Below are 21,264 nucleotides of genomic sequence, written 5' to 3'. Positions count from 1 at the left end.
GTCTCTACCTTCGCGCCGGCGGCTGATTGTTACGGGTATCACTTCGGGGGAGCTGGAGCGGGTAGCGGGAATCGAACCCGCATCCTCAGCTTGGAAGGCTGCTGCACTACCATTGTGCTATACCCGCCCTGTAGGACCAAGAATGGGCCTAGCTGGCAGCGGGGTCGCGATCGGCTCCCGTCTCTTGGCTCGGGGGCCTCGCCCACCTTCCGGTCGTTCAGTTCATCGCGCGTGGTGGGGGAAGAAGGACTCGAACCTTCGAAGCTTTCGCAGCGGATTTACAGTCCGCCCCCTTTGCCGCTCGGGACATTCCCCCACGGCGCGATGTGAACTCCGGAAGAGGCGGCCGTATCTTCGATCTTGGCGGCCGTGTCAAACGGCTGCTGTGGATCGAGGAACAAAAGCTCTTTGAGCAGGTTCGGACGGTGCTAAGCAGCGCCGGACCGGCTCGCGGAACCTCGTGGCCCCCAAATCGGAGCGCGTCTTATAGTGTCCTCTCATTCTGAACGCAACGACCGTGGAAGGCCAAAAGCGCCAGAACGTGAAAATCGCGGCAAGCCTCAGAAAAACAAGCACTTTTCCAAGCCTCACAGCGACGAAAAGGACTGGATCTGGGGGAATCACGCGGTCGAGGCGGCGCTTTCGAACCCCGCCAGACCCGCGCCGAAGCGCCTTCTGGTCACCCCGGACCGCGCCAAGCGACTCGCGCCGAATCTCCAGCGCCACCCCGCCCTGCAGGTGATGGAGGCCGTCGATATCGCCCGCCAGCTGCCCCAGGGCGCCGTGCACCAGGGAATCGCCATGAAGGTGGACGAGCCCGAGCCGCTGTCGCTGGCCGAACTGGGCACGCCGGCCAAGGGCGTGATCGTCATGCTCGACCAGATCACCGACCCGCAGAATGTCGGCGCCATCTTCCGCTCGGCCGCCGCCTTCGGGGTGAAGGGCGCGGTGCTGCAGGACCGCCACGCCCCCGTGCTGTCGGGCGTGCTGGCCAAGACCGCCGTCGGGGCCGTGGACAAGGTGCCGTACGCGCGCGTGGTCAATCTTTCCCGGGCGCTCGAGGAACTGGCCGACCTGGGCTGGCGGGCCGTGGCCCTGGCCGGCGAGGCCGAGGAGAGCCTTGAGGCGGTGCTCGACGGCGGTCCGACCGTGCTGGTGCTCGGTTCGGAGGGCGAAGGCGTGCGGCGCCTGGTTGCCGAACATTGCGACGCGATGGGAAAAATCCCCATGCCCGGCGGCTTCGAGAGCCTGAATGTGTCCGCCGCGGCGGCGATCGCGCTCTATGAAACGTCCAGAGTTCGCGCCACGGGGGAAATCGGTTCGTAAAATCCGATTAACCGTTTTGATTTCGTCGCAACGACGTGTTTTCCTCGCGGGCGATTGGCTTCGCGAGCCTTCAAGTACGACAGCTCGCGAGGGATCATAGGCATGGGATCGGGGGACCCGATGTTGCAGGTGAAGTTCAGGACGGCGGCTCTTGCCTCGTCCGCGGTGTTGGCGCTGGCCCTGACGGGCTGCGGCGCGCGGGAGCCGGCCGACACGCCGCCGACCGCCGCCAGCGAACCGGCGCCCGCGCCGGCGCAGAAGCCGGAGCTGCTGGGGGCGGCTCCGAGCGAAGCACCGCCGTCGGAAGGCCTGCTGGGCGGCCCGGTCGCCCAGCCGCAGCCGGTGGTGGTCAGCAGCAGCGATTCGCGGATCAAGACCTGGCGCCGCGCCGACGGCACCCTGGTCACGGCCATGCGGCCGATCGCCAATCCGCGCGGCTCCGGCAAGGTCGAGACGCGTCCGCACGCCAAGCCCCAAGCTACGGCAAAGCCGCATCATGCGCGCACCACCACCGTGGCCGCCGCGCGTCCCGCGCCGGTCGCGGTCGCCAAGCCGGCTCCTAAGCCGGCGGTTGTCGCCGCCAAGCCCGCGCCCAAGCCCGCCGTCGTGGCCGCCAAACCCGCGCCGAAGCCGGCTCCGGTGGTCGCCAAGGCGCCGCCTGCGCCCGTGCAGGTCGCCAAGCCCGAGGTCCTGAAGCCCGCCGCTCCGCCCGCCAAGCCGACGGTCGTGGCCAAGGCTCCGGTGGTTCCGCCGGTCGTCGCGCCGGTCGCGGCTCCGGCCGCCGTCAAGCTGCCGCCGAAGGTCGAGAATCTGCAGGCCGCCGTCGCGCCCGCCGCCACCAGCGGCGCGGTGCTGGCCACGGCCGAGAGCCTGAAGACCGGCAAGGAAGGCCAGGTCACCCTGTCGCTGCCCGCGACCCTGGGCGACCTGATCAAGGAACAGGCCGCCAAGTTCGGCCTGGGCAAGCCGGCCAAGAAGGTCAGCGCCTATGCCGATCTGGAAGGCCAGGGCTACGAGATCACCCCGAACGGCCGCCAGACCGCGACCGTCAAGCCGGGCGAGCCGACCACCTTCGCCTGGCAGGTCAAGCCGACGCCCGACGCCAAGGGCCAGCTGACCACGCAGTTCGGCGCGTCGCTGGACGGCGGCAAGGCGCCCCAGCCCTTCTCGCTGGGCGCGATCACCAAGCAGGTGGCCGCGGTTCCGGAGAAGGTCGAGGCCGCCGCCAAGGGCTTCAAGCTGCCGGCCTTCCTCGACCAGCAGGTCGAGGTGCCGGGCATCGGCAAGGTGCCGGGCAAGTCGCTGCTGGGCGCTGGCCTGCTGCTGCTGGCCCTGATCATCATCGTCGCCATCTCGCGCAACGCCGCCAAGGCCAAGGCTCAGGCCGAGCGTCGCCGCAAGTTCCGCACCCTGACCGACTACGGCCGCAACGAAGCCGAGTTCGACACGCCCAAGGCGCAGGACGTGGCCTATGTGAACCCGATGGTGGCCGCCGCCGGCGGTGCCGTGGCGGGCGCGGCGGCCGTGGCCGCCTTCAACCACCACCAGGAAGCCAAGGCGGAGACCGTCGCCGAGCACGAGCCCTTCCCGGCTCCGGCCGACGACAGCCCGCAGGTGCAGCACGTCAGCGACGTCAGCCACGCCGAGCCGGTCGCCCACGCCGAACATCACGATGACCACGGCCACGCCGAGGATCATCATGAACCGGCCGCCGAGCACCACGATGGCCACGGGGACGACCACAAGACCGACCATCACGAAGCGGCCCACCACCGCGAACCGGAACCGGTCCACTAAGATCGAGGGCCCGTCCAGCAGGACGGGCCCTTTTTCGTTCGCTCCCGTGCAGGGCGCGCCTCGATCGCCGTCCATGCCGCCTTGAGCGCTTGCCAGGGCGCGCCGCCTGCCCCATTGAGACCGCATGCTCGACGCGCTCTTTTCCTCCGCTAGCGGCCCGCTGACGGCCTTCCTGCAGGTCCTGATGATCGACCTGGTCCTGGCCGGCGACAACGCCGTGGCCGTGGGCCTGGCGGCGGGCGGCCTGCCGGTCAAGGACCGCAAGAAGGTCATCCTCTACGGCCTGGGCGCGGCCGTAGTGCTGCGCATCGGTTTCGCCCTGATCACCACCTGGCTGCTGGGCGTGGTGGGCCTGCTGCTGGCCGGCGGCTTCCTGCTGCTGTGGGTGTGCTGGAAGATGTGGCGCGAACTGCGCGAGCAGGCCGCCCAGGACGCCGCCGACGCCGCGGCCATGCTCGATTCCGACCCGAACACCGAACCCCAGGCCCGGGCGCCCAAGAGCTTCAAGAGCGCCTTCCTGCAGGTGCTGATCGCCGACGTCTCGATGTCGCTGGACAACGTGCTGGCCGTGGCCGGCGCGGCCCGCGAGCATCCGGCCATCCTGGTGTTCGGCCTGCTGCTGTCGATCGCCCTGATGGGCCTAGCCGCCAACGCCATCGCCAAGCTGCTGCACAAGCACCGCTGGATCGGCTTCATCGGCCTGGCCATCGTGCTCTACGTCTCGCTGCACATGATCTGGGAAGGCCACCGCAGCGTCGTCATGGACCTGCACAAGACCGAGCAATACAACGCCGCCGCGCCGAACGTGATCGACATCAAGCCCGACGAAGTGGCCCAGCACGAGAAGCACCGCTAACCCGATGGCCAGGATCTGGACGCCCAAGACGTACCTGCCGCTGGCCGCGCTGAGCGGTTTCGTCTCGGTGGCCGTCGGGGCCTTCGCCGCGCACGGCGTGCACGAGGCCCGGCCCGTCGAGCTCCTGAAGACCGGCGCGCTCTACGAGATGACCCACGCGCTGGCGGTTTTCGCCGCCTTCGCCGTGGCGCGAGCGGCGGGACGCTCGGGCGGCCTCGCGGCCGGTCTCTTCCTGTTCGGATCCCTGGTGTTCTCGGGCACGCTCTACGCCATGGCCTTCGGCGGGCCGAGGATCCTGGGCGCGATCACCCCGATCGGCGGCGTGGCCTTCCTGGCCGGCTGGCTGGTGCTGGCCTGGACCGCGCGCAAGCTCGGCGACGAGGGCTGAGGCCCTCTTCCCAGACGACGCCATGGTCTCCGACATCTACTGGATCGAGACGCCCCCCGGCCTTCGGCTGGCCACCATGGCCCGCCCGCGGGCCGGCGACTGGCTGGAAGACGATATCGACCACTGGTCCCGCCAGGGCGTCGGCAGGGTCGTCAGCCTGCTGGAGCCGCACGAGGTGCATGAACTCGGGCTGGAGACGGAAGCCGCGCTGTGCGCCGCCCGGTCCATCGACTTCGTCTCCTACCCCATCGCCGATCGCGGGACGCCGGATGACACGCGCTCGGCCGTCCGGCTGGCGCGCCGGATCCTCGACGACGGGACGCCGACCGCCATCCATTGCCGGGCCGGCATCGGCCGCGCTTCGCTGATCGCCGGCGCGGTCCTGGTGACGGCCGGCATGGCGAGCGAGACGGCCTGGGCGGCGATCGCGAAGGCGCGCGGCCTGCCGGTGCCCGACACCGAGGTCCAACGCCTGTGGCTGGCGAACCTGACGCCGGACGAGAACTGAGGCGCGTCGGAGCAGGCCGGGATGTGCCTGCCAGCGATGAAACCTCTCACCCTCCCACCGCTTCGCGGCGGGCCCCGCCCTCTCTCAAAGAGAGAGGGATTTTTTGCGCGGAACCGCCAGCAGGAAGATCGCCAGGGCCGAGCCGACGAGGCAGGCGAACATCACCGCCGCCACCGGGCGCGGGGTGCCGTCGTGCAGCATGCCGCCGGCCCAGGAGGCCACGGCGCCGGCCGCGAACGAGACCCCGCCCATCAGGGCCGAGATCGAGCCGGCGCGGCGCGGATCGACGCTGAGCGCGCCGGCCATGGTGTTGCCCGACATCAGACCGTAGGTCGACAGGGCCAGGAACAGCACCGGCAGCACGGTCCATTCGCCGCCCAGGCCGGTCCACGAAAAGAAGGTCAGCACCAGGGCCAGGACCACCGAGGCGGCGCTGGCGCGCATCAGCACCTGGTCGGGCTTGAACCGGCGCAGCAGGAAGCGGTTGACCTGGCTGGCCCCGATGATGCCGACGGCGTTGAGCGCGAAGACGATGTTGAACACCAGGGCCGAGTGGCCGTAGGTGCCCATGACGAGGTCGGGCGCGGTCGAGATGTAGGTGAACAGCACCGAGCCGTTCAGCGCCCCGGCCAGGCCGTAGCCCAGCAGACGCTTTTCCCGCAGCAGCAGGCCGAAGGCGCGCAGGGGGTTCTCGGCCCGGGCCTGGGCGGCGGTCTCTTCCGAGCGCGACTCCTTTAGGCCCAGGGCCACCCAGACGCCGATCGCCAGGCCGAAGGCGGCCATCACACCGAACACCCAGCGCCAGCCGGCGACGGCGTCGATCGCCCCGCCCAGCTGCGGCGCCAGCACGGGGGCCAGGCCCATGATCAGGGTCATCAGCGACAGCACCCGCGCGGTCTCGGCATGGTCGAAGCGGTCGCGCACCACCGCCCGGGCCACCACCGCCCCGGCGCAGCCGCCCAGGGCCTGGACGAAGCGCGCGCCCAGCAGCACCTCGATGTTGGGGGCCAGGGCGCAGGTCAGGGAGGCGACGGTGTAGATGCCCACGCCCAGCAGGATCGGCGCGCGGCGGCCCAGGCGATCGGAGGCCGGGCCGTAGACGAACTGACCCAGCGCCATGCCCGCGAAGAAGGCCGCCAGGGTCAGCTGGGTCTGCTCGGCGCCGACGTGCAGGCTGCGGCCGATGGCCGGCAGGCTGGACAGGTACATGTCGATCGACATCGGCGCGAAGGCCGTCAGCGCGCCCAGCAACAGGACGAGCCGCCAGGGCGTGGCGGGCGGGGAAGCGGGAGGAGCCGAAGTCATCCCGGCCTTCTACTCCCGTCTGCCGCTACGGAAAGCCCTTATCGGTCTTGCGAGGCCGCTTCCCCGCCCGCAATCTGACCGCAGATAACATAACAAGGGAGACGCTCATGGCCGCCCATTGGCCGCAGCCGCAGTTCGCGCAGATCAATGGCGTTCGGATGGCCTATTACGAGGCCGGCCCGCGAAAGGGCGTCCCCATCGTCTTCTCCCACGGCTTTCCGGAGCTGGCCTACAGCTGGCGCCACCAGGTCGCCGCCCTGGCCGAAGCCGGCCACTGGGTGATCGCCCCGGACCAGCGCGGCTACGGCCTGACCGACAAGCCCGAGGCGGTCACCGACTACGACATGGCCCACCTGACCGGCGACCTCGTGGGCCTGCTGGATCACCTGGGCGTCGAGAAGGCGATCTTCTGCGGCCACGACTGGGGCGGCATCATCGTCTGGGCCATGCCGCTGCTGCATCCCGACCGGGTGGCCGGGATCATCGGGCTGAACACCCCGTTCGTGCCGCGCCTGCCGATCGATCCCATCGAGATGTTCAAGGCCGCCTATGGCGAGGACATGTACATCGTCCACTTCCAGACGCCCGGCGCGGCCGACGCCCTGTTCGCCAAGGACGTGGACAAGACCATCCGCTTCTTCATGCGCCTGCCCGGCGACGGCGTGGTCGGCTTCTCGTCGCGTCCGGCCGAGCGGCGGTCGCTGGCCCTGCAACTGGCCCTGGAGCACTTCGACCCGGCCGGCGACGACAAGCAGTTCCTGACCGACGCCGAGCGAGCGGTCTATGTGGAGGCCTTCGAGAAGGGCGGCTTCACCGGGCCGATCAACTGGTACCGCAACTTCACCCGCAACTGGGAGCGGTCCGAGCCCCTGCCCCGCCGCATCGACGGCGTCCCCTGCCTGATGATCATGGCCGAGCACGACGTGGTGCTGCCGCCGTCGCTCGCCGACCGGATGGGCGAGCAGATCTCGGACCTCGAGAAGGTGCTGGTCGAGGGCAGCGGCCACTGGACCCAGCAGGAGAAGCCGGCCGAGGTGAACGCGGCGATCCTGGGGTGGCTGGAGCGGCGGTTTCCCGGTTAGGGGGCGCCTGTAGTCCGCAGAGCCACGCGGTAGTCGCCTTTTTCACCGAGCATCCCCGCGAAGGCGGGGATCCAAGCTGGCTCTCGCGATGAAGCGCGGCCGTGAATCCATCAGCGGACTCGGCTTGGGTCCCCGCCTTCGCGGGGATGCTCGGATTAAAGTAGGGCGCCCCCTCCCCCTCGCCACACGACGGCGACCGCCAAGGTTGCTAGCCTGACCTCCTTCCCCGGATTCGCCTGAAGGAACCGCCGTTGCGCGCAGCCGTCGTCCTGGCCGCTCTGATCGCGCTGGCCGGTTGTGGGCCGTCGGGACGGCCGCCTTCGACCCTGGTCGTCTGGGCCTGGGAGCGGCCCGAGGACCTGCGCTTCCTGGGCGACCGGGCCGAGGTGGCGGTGCAGACCGGCTTCGTCGAGCTGTCGGGCGATGCGGTGGAGTCGCGGGGACGGCGGTTTCCGCTGCGGGTCAGCCGGTCGCCGACCACCGCCCTGGTGCACGTGCAGATCGACCCCGACCGGCCGCTGGACTGGACGCCCGCCCTGCGCGCCCGCACGGCCGCGGCCATCCTGCACTACGCCGCCGCGATCCCCGCCCGCCGGGTGCAGGTCGACTTCGAGGTGCGCGCCTCGCAGCGCCAGGTGCTGCTGGACGTGCTGACCGACGTGCGGGCCGGACTGCCGCCGGGAACCCTGCTGTCGATGACCGCCCTGGCCTCTTGGTGCGATACGGAGACCTGGCTGGAACAGGCCCCGGTGGACGAGATCGCACCCATGCTGTTCCGCATGACCGAGGGCGGCGAGCCGCTGCGCCGGCGCCTGGCGAAAGGGCGTGATTTTCGCAACCCGAAGTGTCGCCAAGCTCTGGCGGTCTCCACCGACACGCCTATAGTTCGAGCGCCTCCCGGACGCCGCGTCTATCTCTTCGCTCCCCACAGCTGGAGTGAAGCCGATTTCGAGACGGCGCGACGGCAGGTTGGGGGATGGCGGTGAAGCGGCGTGTTGGGGCGGTCTTGGCCGCCGCGGTTCTCGTGGGCGCTCTAGGGGGCGTTCTGGCGGGCCAGGCCCACGGCTCGGGCTATGACGAGGACGTTCCCTGGTATCTGGATCCGCGCGGCGGCGACGCCCGCGATCTCCAGCGGCTCTATGCCGGCCAGCAGGGCGTGGTCATGGCCCGTGCGCCCCGGCCGATGCTGTTTCTGAACTGGCGGCTGCTGCACGGGCTGAAGGTCGGTCCCCAGGCCGGCGCGGCGCTGTCGGACGACTGCTGCACCCCGCCGCCGGTGTTCTACGACGACAAGGGCGGCGTCTATGGCTGGCAGCGGGCGCGCGAGACCCTGCCCGGCGTCAAGTCCGAGCTGTCGTACCTGAGCGTCGAACGCGACATCGGCAACTACCAGACCCGGCAGAACTGCTTCCGCGAGGCCTTCGACACGGCCATCGTCACCCTGCGCGACCGGGCCAAGCGCTATGGCGCCTCGTCGCCCGCCGTGCGGGCCTGGCTGGACGGGCAGGACTCGGTGTTCGCCGCCTGCGGCCAGGCTGGGGTCGAGATGCCGCCGATGCTGGCCGACCAGCCCGGCTGGCTGCGCGCGGATCGGGCCTACCAGTCGGCGGCCCTGGCCCTCTACAACGGCTTCCACAACGCCGCGGCAGAGCGCTTCGGCGACATCGCCCGCGATCTCAACTCGCCCTGGCGGCCGATGGGCCTCTATCTGAAGGTTCGGGCCTTGCAACGCGAGGCCCTGGCCAAGCCCAGCCCCGCCAGCTTCGCCCGCTCGCGCGCGGCCATCGCCGAACTGGCGGCCGCGCCGGACGGAACCTACGGCAAGGGCGAGACCCGGGGCATGCTGCGCGCCCTGGCCTATCGCGACCAGCCGGGCCAGACCCGGGCCGATCTGGACCGCGACCTGAACCGGCAGGCGCCCTACCCGCAGATCGCCGTCGACCTGCGCGACTATCTGAAGCTCGGCGCCAAGGCGTCGTCCCGGCCCGACGCGGTCGACTGGATCGAGACCCTGAAGGCGCTCGAGCCCGCGGCCCCGCTGGCCCACGCGCGCGAACGCTGGACCAGGACGCGCGACGTGGCCTGGCTGCTGGCGGCCCTGGCCCTGGTCTCGCCCGACGATCCGGCCGCCAAGGCGCTGGCCGCCGACGCCGAGAAGGTTCCGGCCGGCCCGGCCTGGCTGAGCGCGCAGTATCACCTGGTCCGGCTGACCATCGCGCAGGCCCCGCCGGCCGCGACCCGCGCCCGCCTGGACGCGATCCTGGCCCGCAAGGACCTGTCCGGCAGCGACCGCGCCCTGTTCGCCGCCGAGCGCTTGCAGGTCGCTTCCAGCCTCGCCGATTTCACAAACCACGCTACGCGCCGCCGCCTCTGCATGGGCGACGCCGAGGCCTGCGCGCATGACGGCTCGGTTCCCTCGCGCGGCCAGGCCGACGGCTACAACGCCGAGATGGTCGGCCCGCTGGCCTGGTCCGTCGGCTTCGGCGAGGACGCCCGCGCGATCATCGACCGCCTGCCGCAGGAGCAGCGGATCGCGCTGTCGCGCAACCCCACCCTGCCCGCCCATCTGCGTCTCGACGTGGCCCTGACCAGCTTCGCGCGGGCGGTGCAGCTGCAGGACGACGCGGCGATCGACGCCCTGGCGCGGGACCTGGTCAAGACGCTGCCCCAGCTGAAGGCCGACTGGGCGCGGATCGCCGCCACCCCGCCGGGCGAGGCCAAGCGGTTCGCCGAGTTCTTCGTGCTGGCCAAGATCCCCGGCCTGCGGACCGACCTCATCGACTACATCCGACCGACCGGCTCGGTCGCCAATTTCAGCGGCTCGTGGCCCCGCTGGATCATCGTGCCGCGCGACCAGCGGCTGGCGCCGGCCGCCCCGCCGAAGCTCGCCCGCTACCAGTACACCGGCGTCATCTACGGCGATCGGGACGACGAGCAGCGCTTCGGCGACCTGACCTGTCTTGGCCAGTGCGGCGCGGGCGCCTTCCCGCTGCGGCTGCCGCAGTTCGCCGCCGCCGGCCAGCCGACGGCCCTGGCCGAGCGTCGCGCCTTCCTCTCCGACAACGTGGCCGAACCGCCGAAGGGATCGCTGAACGTCTGGGAAGACGTGCTGGCCTATGCCCGCGCCCATCCGGAGGATCCGCGCTCGCCCGAGGCGCTCTACTGGCTGATCCGCGTCACCCGCTGGGGTCCCAACGAGGACGACATGAGCGGCCGCGCCTTCCGCCTGCTGCACGCCCGCTATCCGAAATCCAGCTGGGCCAAGCGGTCGCCCTATCACTACTGAGCGACGCTCAGCGCCAGCGGTCGCCGGGGCCCGCGAAGAAGGTCGCGGCCAGGCGCCGCCAGGGGATCACGATCGGGAAGACCACGACGAGCAGGCAGGCGAAGGCGGTGGCGGCGGTGTCTTCGTCCATCCGGCCGCTCGCCCACTGCGGGGCGGCGACGGCGGCCAGCCAGATCACCTTCCAGGCCATCTCGAACATCAGCAGCGGCAGCATGCGCAAGGGATGGCGCAGGCCCAGGACCGCCAGCAGCGACAGCGCCCCCAGCATGCACTGGACGACGCCCTCCATCAGCTCCCAGCCGGCGTGGCGCAGGACGATCCCCGGCCAGACCTGGATGCCCAGGCCGACGATCAGCAGCAGATAGGCGCAGCGCAGGGCGTTGAGCCGCCAGGCGGGCAGGTCCGCCCCCTGGCTCGGGATCGAAGGCGCGAGGGCGACCATCACTCGACGTCCTTGAGGATCTTCTCGATGGCGCTCAGGCGGACCTTGATCTCGTCCAGCCCGTCGAGCACCGCCTGCTGGGCGGCGGCGCCCTGGTGAGCGGCCTTGGCTTGGGCTTGGGCCTGGACCACGCGGGACCAGTAGCGCAGGGCGAAGATGATCAGCACGGTCGCCAGCGGCAGGCAGATCGTCAGCAGATAGATGTGCGCTTGCATGCAAGCCCCCTTATTTTTCGGGTTTCTCGGACAGCGTCGCGGCGGCGGCCGCGACGGTCTCGGGCGTGAGTTCGAGGCGGAAGTCGACGACCTCGAAATAGTTCAAGGCCTTGCCGTCGGCCGACAGCTCCAGCTGGCTCCTGACCAGGCCCGCGTCCTCGAGCTTGTTCAGGTGCAGATGCAGCAGCGGCCGGCTGATGCCGATCTCGCGCGCCAGGCGGCTGACATAGTTGCGCCCGCCGACCTTCAGCGCCGCGAGGATGCGGAGCCGATGGGGGTTGTCGAGCGCCGACAGGATCGCCGCCAGCTCGTCGCCCGAGATCATGCTGCAAGTCCGTATTTCATGCGTCAGTTATTTCTGACACATGAAACAGAGTCAAGCGGGTTTGCCAACGGCGCCGCTCGGCACTAGCGTCCGCGCCATGATCCGTCCCTCGCTCCTGGCCCTGTCGGCCTGTCTCGCCCTGGCCCATCCCGTGATGGCCGAAAAACTCACCCCCGAGCGCCTGTTCGCCGACCCCGACATCAACGGCCCGACCGCCAAAGGCGTGGCCCTGTCGCCTGACGGCAAGCGGGTGACCTATCTGAAGGCCAAGGCCGAGGCCGCCAACGTGCAGGACCTGTGGGCGGTCGACGTGGCCGGCGGCGAGCCCTACCGCCTGATCGACGCCAACGCTCTGTCGTCGGGCGACAAGGAGCTGTCGGAGGCCGAGAAGGCCCGCCGCGAGCGCGCCCGGGTGCTGGCCCGCGGCGTCGTCGAATACAGCTGGGACAGCGAGGGCCGCTTCGTGCTCGTACCGCTGGACGGCGACCTTTATGTGGACAGCGTCGCCGACGGCAAGGTGCGCCGCCTGACGCAGACGGCCGGCGACGAGGTGGACGCCAAGGTCTCGCCCAAGGGCAAGTTCGTCTCCTACGTCCGCGACCAGAACCTCTATGTGCGGCCGCTGGCCGGCGGCGACGAGACGGCGGTGACGAGCGAGGGCAAGGACGCCGTCTCGTTCGGCGTGGCCGAGTTCATCGCCCAGGAGGAGATGAACCGCGACACCGGCTACTGGTGGTCGCCCGACGAGACCCGCATCGCCTACACCCGCGTCGATGAGAGCGGCGTCGACATCGTGCCGCGCGCCGACATCGGCCCGACGGGCGCGACCGTGGTCGAGCAGCGCTATCCGCGCTCGGGCCGCCCGAACGCCGTGGTCGAGCTGTTCGTCAAGGATCTGGCCTCGGGCAAGGTCGTGCAGATCGACCTTGGCCCCAACAAGGACATCTACCTGGCCCGCGTCGCCTGGTCGAAGGACGGCAAGACCCTCTACGTCCAGCGCCAGAGCCGCGACCAGAAGACCCTGGAGCTGATCGCCTACGATCCGGCCAAGGGTGCGGGCAAGACCATTCTGACCGAGACCGATCCGCACTGGATCGAGCTGCACGACGACTTCCGCGCCCTGAAGGACGGCAGCTTCCTGTGGTCGTCGGAGAAGTCGGGGAACAACCACCTCTATCACTACGCCGCCGACGGCAAACTGCTGGCCCAGGTGACCAAGGGCGACTGGCCGGTCGACAAGGTCGAGGCGGTCGACGAGAAGCGCGGCCTGGTGTTCTTCGGGGCCTCGATCGACACCCCGATCGAGCGCCGGCTCTATTCGGTGTCGTACATCAAGCCCGCCGCCCCGGTCGCCATGACCCCGGCCGGCGGCTGGTGGACCGCCAAGGTCGCCGCCACCGGCGCCTTCGTCGGCTCCTACTCCGATCCCAAGACCCCGCCGCAGACGGCGCTCTACGATCCGGCCGGCAAGCGCGTGCGCTGGATCGAGGAGAACAAGCTGGGCGCCGGCCATCCCTACGCGCCCTACGCCGAGAGCCACATCGTGCCGGAGTTCGGCGCGCTGAAGGCCAGCGACGGCCAGGTGCTGCACTATTCGCTGCTGAAGCCGGCCGACTTCGACGCGGCCAAGAAGTACCCGGTGATCGTCTCGGTCTATGGCGGCCCGCACGCCCAGCGCGTGACCAGGAGCTGGAGCGTCAACGACGAGGCCTTCGCCAACGCCGGCTACGTGGTGTTCAAGCTCGACAACCGCGGCTCGTCCAACCGCTCGACGGCGTTCAAGACGGCGCTGGACCGCCGGATGGGCACGGTCGAGGTCGAGGACCAGTTCGCCGGCGCGGCCTTCCTGAAGACCCTGCCCTATGTCGATCCCGATCGCCTTGGCGTGATGGGCTGGTCGTACGGCGGCTTCATGACCCTGATGATGCTGACCGCCGAGGGCACGCCCTTCACGGCCGGCGTCGCGGGCGCCCCGCCCACCGAGTGGGGCCTCTACGACACCCACTATACCGAGCAGTTCATGGGCAAGCCGGACGAGAACAAGGCCGGTTATGCGCAGTCGGACGTGCTGAACCGCATCGACAAGCTGAAACCCGGCAGCCTGATGTTGATCCACGGCATGGCCGACGACAACGTGATCTTCGAGAACAGCACCCGCGTGCTGGCGGCCTTGCAGAAGAAAGGGATCGCCTTCGAGACCATGCTCTATCCCGGCGAGCGCCACAGCGTGATCCGCAGCCGGGCTAAGGGCCTGCACGTCATGAAGACGCACCTCGACTTCTTCGACCGCAAGCTCAAGGGCGAGTGATCGGGGGCGAGTGATCTAGATGAGCGGCCCCGGTTCTCGCCGGGGCCGTTTTCGTATGGAGGGTGGAGCGTGAAACGTCTGTTGCTGCTTGGCGGGGTCGTCCTGCTGCTGGCCGTTCCGGCCCACGCCGCCCCGCAGGCCAAGCCGGGCGCGCCGGCCGAATTGCCCACCATCCGGTCCGAAGCCGCCCAGGACGACATGTATGCGGTCGGCTTCATCGGTCCGCAGTCGGATCTGGTCGAGGAACAGGCCCAACAGACCGCCGGCGAATTCTCCGCCGAGGACTCCGTGAAAGGCTGGCTGTCGGTGCAGCACGCCATCGGTTCCGAGGTCAACGCCGTCCTGGCGTTCAATCCCGACGCCCTGAAGATCGCCCGCGCCCTCGACGCCGAGCGCAGGGCCGGCAAGGTGCGCGGCCCGCTCCACGGCCTGTCGGTGCTGATCAAGGACAACATCGAGACCCTCGATCCGATGGCCACCACCGCCGGTTCGCTGGCGCTGAAGGACAATGTCACCGGCCGCGACGCCCCGCTGGTCGCCCGGCTGCGGGCGGCGGGCATGGTGGTGCTGGGCAAGGCCAACCTGTCGGAATGGGCCAATATCCGCTCGTCGCGCTCGACCAGCGGCTGGAGCGCGGTCGGCGGCTTCACGCGCAATCCCTACGCCCTGGACCGCAGCCCCTGCGGCTCGTCCAGCGGTTCGGCGGCGGCGGTGGCGGCGGGGCTGGCCCCGGCCGCGATCGGCACCGAGACCGACGGCTCGATCACCTGCCCGGCGGCGATGAACGGGCTGGTCGGCCTCAAGCCCACCGTGGGCCTCGTTTCGCGCACCCGCGTCGTGCCGATCAGCCACAGCCAGGACACCGCCGGCCCGATGACCCTGACGGTGCGCGACGCGGCCCTGCTGCTGACGGCGCTGGCCGGCTCCGATCCCGCCGACCCGGCCACGATCGAGGCCGACGCCCGCAGGAGCGACTACGCCGCCACGCTGTCGAAGGACGCGCTGAAGGGCGTCACCCTGGCCGTGGCGCGCTTCTACGCAGGCGGCTCGCCGCAGACCGACGCGGTGTTCGAGCAGGCGCTGGAGGATCTGAAGGCCCAGGGCGCGACCCTGGTCGAGGTGACGACCTTCGACGAGGACCCGATCGGCCGGGCCGAGGGCGTGGTGCTCTACAACGAGTTCAAGGCCGACATCGCCGCTTACCTGGCCTCGACCGACCCGGCGAAGGTTCCGGCCCGCACCCTGGCCGACCTGATCGCCTTCAACGCCGCGACGCCGGCCGAGACCCGATGGTTCGGCCAGGAAACCTTCGAGAAGGCGCAAGCGTCCAAGGGCCTCGACGACCCCGACTACCTGAAGGCCAGGGCCGACGCCAAGCGGCTGGCCGGTCCCGAAGGCATCGACAGGATCCTGAAGGACACCGGCGCGGTGGCGATCATCGCCCCGACCACCGGCCCCGCCTGGACCATCGACCCGGTCAACGGCGACCACTACGGCGGCTCGGCCACCACCCTGCCCGCCGTCGCCGGCTATCCGCACCTGACCGTGCCCATGGGCCAGGTCGAGGGCCTGCCGGTCGGCCTGTCGTTCATCGGCCCGGCCTGGAGCGAGGCGCGGCTGCTGAGCCTGGGCTACGCCTACGAGCAGGCGACGCTGCGGCGGAAGGCTCCGGCGTTGAAGGAGACGGTGGGGCCGTAACTGAAACCTTCTCTCTTTGAGAGAGGGAGGGGCCCGCCGCGAAGCGGTGGGAGGGTGAGAGGTTACACTCTCTCCGGAGGAGGAGGCGCGGACCTGACGAAGCCCTTCAAAGCTCAAAGCCAAATCCATCGTCATCCCGGAAAGCGCGCAGCGCTTATCCGGGACCCAGGGGACTGGGCCGCTCGGCTCGATCAAGCGTCCCAGCGGTCGCCGGTGCATTGCGGCGGCCCCTGGGTCCCGGCTCTACGCTCTACGCGCTTCGGCCGGGATGACGGCATGGGGGAAGTTGGAGTTCTTCCTGCCAGCGGTGAAACCTCTCACCCTCCCACGCCTTCGGCGCGGGCCCCTCCCTCTCTCTCAGAGAGAGGGTTTTTCGGCGCATCAAACCTTCGGGCGGATCACGTCGATCGGCGGCGGGGGCGGCGTGACTTCGGAGGGCCGGGGCGGCGGGGGCGGGCTGTGGCCGTGCGGGGTGGCGCAGGCGGTCAGCAGGGCGCCGGCCAAGCCCAGCAGCGCGAGACGCTTCAGCATCCGCGCGTTCCGGGGAAGAGGCCGAGCCCCGCGCGGAAGCAGCGGTGCTCCCCGCGCGGATCCCAGTATTCGGTCGAGCCGTCGGTGCGCTTGATGGCCCAGCGTTCGCCGGTCTGGCCGTCGCGACCGACCACGGCGATGTCGCCCGGACCGCGCGAGGTGACCGCATAGCCGTCGCCGGTCAGGGCGTCGGAGGCGCAAGCCTCGGTGACGCCCGGCTTGGACAGGTCGCCGCGCAGGCCGGCCGACGAGCCGGTGCGCTGGTTGTAGGCCGAGACCTCGGTCCCGCCCTGGCCGCTGACGAACACCTGGGTGCCCGTGGCGCGGTCATAGGTCATGACGTCGGGCGCCTGTCCGGTCAGGGGCGCGCCGCAGGGACCGCCGCGGCCGGCGGGACGCTTGGCGGCGACGGGACCCGGCTGGGCCTGGGCGAGGCCGGCGGCGGCCATGGTGAGCGCCAGGGCGCCGATGGCGAGCGTGCGGATCATCGCGGAGCTCCTTGAGGGCCAGTGGGCGGAACCGGACCGCCGGCGGCGGCCGAGGCGTCGTAGGGATCGGCGGGACCACCAGCCAGGGCGGCGGGCGCGGGACCGGCCAGGGTGGCGACGGCGCTGGTCGGCCAATAGCTGTCGTAGTCCTGGCGGGCGCGGTCGCGCGGCGTGCGGAACAGTTCCGGCGCCTCGAACCACGGACGGCAGGTCAGGGCGCCGTCGAAATAGCCGGTGATCAGGGCCTCGCAGCCGCCGGGGCGGGCGAAGACGCGGTTGTCGCGGGCGCGGATCTGGGCGCCGCTGTCGGCGAACAGGCCCGCGCGCATGACGCCGGCGATGGCGTTGTCGGAGGCGAAGACCACGCCCGAGGCGGCGTAGATGCCGACGTCGGCGGCTTCCAACTGGCCGTCCAGCACGCGCAGGTCGGCGCCTTCCAGCACCACCGCCCAGTCGCTGTCGCGGACCACGGGGCGCTGCAGGGTGGTCTCGCCGCCGCTGATGTAGATGCCGCGCGAGAAGCCGTCGGTCGACAGGCCGTCGATCTGCACCAGTTGATCGCGATTGACGCCGGTCAGCACGAAGCCCGCCGAGCTGCGCACGCGCGACGAGCCGGTCCAGTCGCCCAGGCGCACCACGCGGACATCGCGCAGGCGGCTGTCGCGGCCGGTCTCGACGGCCATGCCGATGGCGGTGGCGGCGACGTCGACGTCCTGGGCCTGAAGCCCGCCCGACAGCTTGACCACCGGGGCGCGGGTGCGGCCGACGAAGGCTGTCTGGTAGAGCTCCACCCGGCTGTCGGCGACGTCGATGGCCGAGCCCTCGCCGTCGTAGCGCACGACCACGCCCTTGAGGGCCAGCTCGGTGGCGCGGCCGACGATGCACGAGGCCGTGCCGCCGCGCGTCGATTCCAGGCCGAGGTTCTCGAGCACCACATAGGCCACGCCGGCCGCGATGCGGATGCAGGGCTGGTCGGCCGGGGCCATCAGGATCGGCCGGGCGCGCGAGGGGCTATAGTCACGGGCGACGATGTGCACCGCGCGGGTGACGTTCAGCGTCTCGACGCAGGCCCCGCCGTTGCGCGAGATCAAGGTCAGCGTGTCGCCGTCATAGAGGCGCGAGAGCACGTCGCTGACCTCGCCCGGATAGGCGACGTCGCAGTCGACGCTGGTGCGGTAGCGCTCGTACGGGCGCGAGGGGTAGTAGGGCCGGCGCGGCGGCTTGCGCTTGGGGACGTAGCCCTTGCAGCCGTGCGACAGGGCCGGCTGGATCAGCAGTCCAAAGCACGGGCGGATCTGCTGGTCGACCTTGGCGTCCGGCGAGGCAAGGGCGGCTTGCGGCGCGCCGACGGCGGCCAGGCTGAGAGCGACGAGTCCCGCCGCGAACAGGCGAAGGCGTCTCATCGATAGTCCCTTTCAGCGTTCGACGGGCCGGGGGCGTTCGCGGGGCCGGCATAGGGCCTGGCCTCGTACGGCCGGGGCCGCTCGCCCGGGGCGCGGGGCGGGCGCGAGACCTGGGCCAGCAGCTGTTGCAGGCGCCAGACCGACGGCTTGAAGCCGGCCAGGGCGCCGTCCAGCTGGTAGACCACCGCCTTGGCGCGGTCCTGGTCGGCGACGCCCTGCAGGCCCAGCGAGAAGAAGGTCGACATGGCGTACTTGGCCTCGGGCGAGCCCTGGCGTTCGGCCTCCTCGTACCAGTGGTAGGCGCGGGCGTAGTCGCGCGGCACGCCGACGCCCTCGGAGTACATCACCGCCAGAACGAGCTGGGCCTTGGACGAGCCGTTGACGGCCGCGTACTGCACCGCCCTCACCTTCTCGATCGGCGTCAGGCGGCCGGTGGTCGGGCGGCCGATCGAGGCCTGGAAGGTCTGGGCGTCGCCCGACGCCAGCAGCCGCTCGTCGAGCAGCGGCGCGGGGATGATCCGCAGATAGGCCAGGGCCTCGCCGATATGGACGAAGGGCAGTTCGTGCAGACGGGCCAGGGCCGCCTCGCGGGCCTCGCCCGACGGATCGCTCTCGTCGGAATGGGGCACGCCGGAGTCCGGGGAGTCGGCCGGATAGAACTCGTAGGGCGGGATCCAGCGCTTGGCCTTGCCCTCGACGAAGCCGCCGTAGGAGGCCCGCTGCGGCGAGGAGCGCTCGAAGTCCTTGAGCATAACGTAGGCCGAGACGTCGCCGGTCTGCACCGCCAGGTAGTTGTAGAGATAGGCGTCGACGTCGTTGCGGCGGAAGAGATCCAGCGCCGCCGGGGCGCCGACATGCTTGCGGTCGCCATAGGCCTCGACGGCCTGGAGGTTGTCGGACGGCTCGCCATAGGGGCCGAAATAGCCGTCGTGCATGCGCGCCAGGGCCCGGAAGCCGTCGGCCCCCTGGGTGGACAGGATGTAGATCACACGGTTGCGGACCTGCTCGCGCTCTTCCGTCGACATCCGCGACAGCTGGCGGTCGAGGGCGCCGTAGGCGGCGTGGCGCTCATAGGCGCGGCAGTCGTCGAAGCGCGACAGGGCCTTGCCCGGCTTGCCGCGCGGCTCGTAGGCGGCGATCGGGGCGTAGCCGGCCGGATTGGCCAGGGCCATGGCGTACCAGGTGGCCGCCTCGACCGGATCGTCGAGGTTCTTGTCGACCGCCCGCTGGCCTTCATAGCGGCGGGCCAGCTCCAGCTGGGCGAAGAAGTCGCCGCGGAAGCCGCCCTGGCGCAGGTTGCGAATCTCGATCTGCTGCTGGTTGAACTGGCCCGAGACGCCCTGCGCCGCCTGCGGGCGCGGACAGGCGCCGGCGCGCTTGGCGAAGAGCTGGTTGGCGGAAAAATCACAGCCGAACAGCGGCATGGCGACCAGGGTCGCGGCGGCCACGCCGAGCGGCAGGCGACGGGTCGGCCCAAGGCGCGTCCACGGCCGGGTGGTCACCCACGACCGCGCGGCCCGCCCCAGGTGAAGCCCCCGATCGAAGAGGGTCGAAACAGCGTCGCTGGCCTCGTGCATCGCTCCCCTCCAGCCCCGCCGTTAACCATAGATCGGAGTCACTCATGGGCCGCCGGCGACGACGCTGTCAAGCTCGCCAGACCGCCGTTCGGCCACTGTCGGTCGCCATGCCTTAATTGGAACGTGGAACAGGCGCGTTGCCCGGCTAATTCCGTGTAATCACACGATTTTCGCCTGTCAGGGGATCGTCATTTTTCGCGCGTGAGGCGAGTTTGCGAAGATGGATCGCCCGGGCGATTCTCGCGGTTCGAGACCCCTCTCTCATGGAGAGAGGGAGGGGCCCGCCGCGGAGCGGTGGGAGGGTGAGAGGTTTCACCGCTGGCCGGCGAACCTCGGGCTTTCCATGAGATGGTTGCGAGGGAGGGAACAGGCGATCTCGACGGGGCGGCGACGACCGTCCGACCGCGTTTCGATCGGCTGGCTTTGTTACCTCTCACCCTCCCACGCCTTCGGCGCGGGCCCCTCCCTCTCTCAAAGAGAGAGGGATTGTCGGCCCCTCACCGCCCCGTCGGCATGTCCTTGAACGCCACGTCCTTGTCGACCCGCACGTCGCCGGGCAGGCCCAGGACCCGTTCGGCGATGATGTTCTTGAGGATCTCGTCGGTGCCGCCGGCGATGCGCAGGCCGGGGGCCCACATCAGGCTCTGCTGGAAGGCCGCGCCGGCGGCGGCTTCGGGGCCGGTGAGAACGCCGTACTCGCCCTGCATCTCGACGGCGGTGTTGGCCAGATCCTGCAGCTGGTTGGCCGAGATGATCTTGCCGATCGAGCTTTCCGGACCCGGGGTCTGGCCGCGCGACAGAGCGGTCATGGTGCGGAAGCGGGTGAACTTCAGCCCCTGGGAGGCCACGAACCAGTCGGCCAGCTTCTCGCGGAAGGCGTCGTTCTTGAGCGCCGGACCATCCTCGCCCGGCAGGGCGCGGGCCAGTTCCAGCACCTCGCGGTAGTTGGGGCCGGCCGAGCCGCCGACCGCCAGGCGCTCGTTCATCAGGGTGACGAGGGCCACCTGCCAGCCCTGCCCCACCTCGCCCAGGCGCTGGCTGTCCTTGACCCGCAGGTCGCCGAAATAGACCTCGTTGAACTCGCGCCCGCCCGACATCTGGTGGATGGGCCGGCACTCGACGGCGGCGTCGCGCATGTCGATCCAGAACATGGTCAGGCCCTTGTGCTTGGGCACATCGGGGTCTGTCCGTGTCAGGAGAATGCCGAAGTCGCTGTAGTGGGCGCCCGTGGTCCAGACCTTCTGGCCGTTGATCATCCACTCGTCACCGTCACGCACGGCGCGCGTGCGCAGGGCCGCGACGTCGGAGCCGCCGGCCGGTTCGGAGAACAGCTGGCACCAGATCTCCTCGCCCTTCACGGCCGGCGAGACGAAGCGCTTCTTGGTGTCGGTGTCGGCGAAGGCCATGACCGTGGGCACGCACATGCCCAGGCCAATGGTGAAGTAGCCATAGGCGACGCCGGCCTTGCCCTCCTCCTGGCCGAAGATCACGGATTCTATCGGCGTGCCACCGCCCCCGCCCACGACCGCAGGCCAGGTGATGCAGGCGTAGCCGGCGGCGGCCTTGCGGGCCTGCCAGGCCTTGGCGGCGGCCATGTGCTCGGGGGTGTTGGGCTTGGGTTCGCCGTGCTGCGCCTTGTGGGCGGCGGCGGCCTCTTCCAGCCAGGCGCGGGCCTTGTCGCGATAGGCGGCTTCGCTGGGGGAGTCGTTGAAGTCCATGATCGCTCTCC

The 21,264-nt window shown here is 70.3% G+C and carries 19 protein-coding genes and 2 tRNA genes; 10 read left to right on the top strand and 11 right to left on the bottom strand.

All coding sequences use genetic code 11. The annotated features are described in order from the left end of the window. Positions 1 to 53: 53 nt before the first annotated feature. Together AC2YHT_RS17505 and AC2YHT_RS17500 are read right to left on the bottom strand one after the other, a co-directional pair. Positions 54 to 127: transfer RNA gene (locus AC2YHT_RS17505), tRNA-Gly, on the bottom strand. A 105-nt stretch (positions 128 to 232) separates the two neighbouring features. Next, positions 233 to 316, bottom strand: a tRNA-Tyr gene (locus tag AC2YHT_RS17500). Positions 317 to 489: 173 nt separating this feature from the next. On the opposite strand from AC2YHT_RS17500, the gene rlmB reads away from it, so the two are divergent. The 5 genes from rlmB (at position 490) to AC2YHT_RS17475 (ending at position 4,875) form a co-directional block, all read left to right on the top strand. Then, positions 490 to 1,326, top strand: a complete 837-nt coding sequence (gene rlmB / locus AC2YHT_RS17495) for a 23S rRNA (guanosine(2251)-2'-O)-methyltransferase RlmB (protein WP_487291041.1) — start codon at positions 490 to 492, stop codon at positions 1,324 to 1,326. 102 nt (positions 1,327 to 1,428) lie between these two features. Beyond that, a complete protein-coding gene (gene stpX / locus AC2YHT_RS17490; RefSeq protein WP_487291040.1) occupies positions 1,429 to 3,123 on the top strand; it encodes a stalk-specific protein StpX in 1,695 nt (564 codons plus the stop codon). 124 nt (positions 3,124 to 3,247) lie between these two features. Continuing rightward, positions 3,248 to 3,979, top strand: coding sequence for a TerC family protein (locus tag AC2YHT_RS17485; RefSeq protein WP_487291039.1), 732 nt, complete (start codon positions 3,248 to 3,250; stop codon positions 3,977 to 3,979). Positions 3,980 to 3,983: 4 nt separating this feature from the next. Then, on the top strand, positions 3,984 to 4,367 hold the full coding sequence (locus AC2YHT_RS17480) for a DUF423 domain-containing protein (RefSeq protein ID WP_487291038.1): 384 nt from the start codon (positions 3,984 to 3,986) through the stop codon (positions 4,365 to 4,367). 22 nt (positions 4,368 to 4,389) lie between these two features. Continuing rightward, entirely contained in the window at positions 4,390 to 4,875 is a 486-nt protein-coding gene (locus tag AC2YHT_RS17475; protein WP_487291037.1) for a protein-tyrosine phosphatase family protein, read from the top strand. Positions 4,876 to 4,959: 84 nt separating this feature from the next. Here AC2YHT_RS17475 and AC2YHT_RS17470 read toward each other — a convergent pair whose 3' ends face one another. After that, entirely contained in the window at positions 4,960 to 6,180 is a 1,221-nt protein-coding gene (locus tag AC2YHT_RS17470; protein ID WP_110118172.1) for a multidrug effflux MFS transporter, read from the bottom strand. Between the two features lie 107 nt (positions 6,181 to 6,287). On the opposite strand from AC2YHT_RS17470, the gene AC2YHT_RS17465 reads away from it, so the two are divergent. From AC2YHT_RS17465 to AC2YHT_RS17455, 3 genes are all read left to right on the top strand, one after another. Further along, a complete protein-coding gene (locus AC2YHT_RS17465) occupies positions 6,288 to 7,262 on the top strand; it encodes an alpha/beta fold hydrolase (protein ID WP_487291036.1) in 975 nt (324 codons plus the stop codon). 251 nt (positions 7,263 to 7,513) lie between these two features. Beyond that, on the top strand, positions 7,514 to 8,248 hold the full coding sequence (locus AC2YHT_RS17460) for a hypothetical protein (protein WP_487291035.1): 735 nt from the start codon (positions 7,514 to 7,516) through the stop codon (positions 8,246 to 8,248). Between the two features lie 20 nt (positions 8,249 to 8,268). Further along, complete coding sequence (locus AC2YHT_RS17455) at positions 8,269 to 10,548, top strand: tol-pal system YbgF family protein (RefSeq protein WP_487291034.1); 2,280 nt, start codon at positions 8,269 to 8,271, stop codon at positions 10,546 to 10,548. Between the two features lie 7 nt (positions 10,549 to 10,555). On the opposite strand, the gene AC2YHT_RS17450 is transcribed toward AC2YHT_RS17455, so the two are convergent. From AC2YHT_RS17450 to AC2YHT_RS17440, 3 genes are read right to left on the bottom strand one after another with little or no spacing between them, the layout of a single operon-like run. After that, on the bottom strand, positions 10,556 to 10,990 hold the full coding sequence (locus tag AC2YHT_RS17450) for a hypothetical protein (RefSeq protein WP_487291033.1): 435 nt from the start codon (positions 10,988 to 10,990) through the stop codon (positions 10,556 to 10,558). Beyond that, positions 10,990 to 11,205: a hypothetical protein gene (locus AC2YHT_RS17445; RefSeq protein ID WP_487291032.1), complete on the bottom strand. Its 216-nt coding sequence runs from the start codon at positions 11,203 to 11,205 to the stop codon at positions 10,990 to 10,992. Before AC2YHT_RS17445 ends, AC2YHT_RS17450 begins: the two co-directional genes overlap by 1 nt. Before the next feature lie 10 nt (positions 11,206 to 11,215). Next, on the bottom strand, positions 11,216 to 11,530 hold the full coding sequence (locus AC2YHT_RS17440) for an ArsR/SmtB family transcription factor (protein WP_487291031.1): 315 nt from the start codon (positions 11,528 to 11,530) through the stop codon (positions 11,216 to 11,218). Between the two features lie 97 nt (positions 11,531 to 11,627). Here AC2YHT_RS17440 and AC2YHT_RS17435 point away from each other — a divergent pair, with 97 nt between their 5' ends. Continuing rightward, entirely contained in the window at positions 11,628 to 13,838 is a 2,211-nt protein-coding gene (locus AC2YHT_RS17435; RefSeq protein ID WP_487291030.1) for a S9 family peptidase, read from the top strand. Positions 13,839 to 13,907: 69 nt separating this feature from the next. Further along, positions 13,908 to 15,536: an amidase gene (locus tag AC2YHT_RS17430; RefSeq protein WP_487291029.1), complete on the top strand. Its 1,629-nt coding sequence runs from the start codon at positions 13,908 to 13,910 to the stop codon at positions 15,534 to 15,536. Between the two features lie 381 nt (positions 15,537 to 15,917). Here AC2YHT_RS17430 and AC2YHT_RS17425 read toward each other — a convergent pair whose 3' ends face one another. The 5 genes from AC2YHT_RS17425 to AC2YHT_RS17405 form a co-directional block, all read right to left on the bottom strand. After that, a complete protein-coding gene (locus AC2YHT_RS17425; RefSeq protein ID WP_487291028.1) occupies positions 15,918 to 16,067 on the bottom strand; it encodes a hypothetical protein in 150 nt (49 codons plus the stop codon). Further along, on the bottom strand, positions 16,061 to 16,555 hold the full coding sequence (locus AC2YHT_RS17420) for a hypothetical protein (protein WP_487291027.1): 495 nt from the start codon (positions 16,553 to 16,555) through the stop codon (positions 16,061 to 16,063). Before AC2YHT_RS17420 ends, AC2YHT_RS17425 begins: the two co-directional genes overlap by 7 nt. Next, on the bottom strand, positions 16,552 to 17,958 hold the full coding sequence (locus AC2YHT_RS17415; RefSeq protein WP_487291026.1) for a hypothetical protein: 1,407 nt from the start codon (positions 17,956 to 17,958) through the stop codon (positions 16,552 to 16,554). The genes AC2YHT_RS17420 and AC2YHT_RS17415 overlap by 4 nt, the downstream gene beginning before the upstream one ends. Then, on the bottom strand, positions 17,955 to 19,535 hold the full coding sequence (locus AC2YHT_RS17410) for a tetratricopeptide repeat protein (RefSeq protein WP_487291025.1): 1,581 nt from the start codon (positions 19,533 to 19,535) through the stop codon (positions 17,955 to 17,957). The genes AC2YHT_RS17415 and AC2YHT_RS17410 overlap by 4 nt, the downstream gene beginning before the upstream one ends. 497 nt (positions 19,536 to 20,032) lie before the next feature. Then, positions 20,033 to 21,253: an acyl-CoA dehydrogenase family protein gene (locus AC2YHT_RS17405; RefSeq protein ID WP_487291024.1), complete on the bottom strand. Its 1,221-nt coding sequence runs from the start codon at positions 21,251 to 21,253 to the stop codon at positions 20,033 to 20,035. Positions 21,254 to 21,264 lie beyond the last annotated feature (11 nt).

The organism is Caulobacter sp. SRI_008 (genome assembly GCF_057586355.1).
This window is presented reverse-complemented; position numbering and strand designations above follow the sequence as displayed.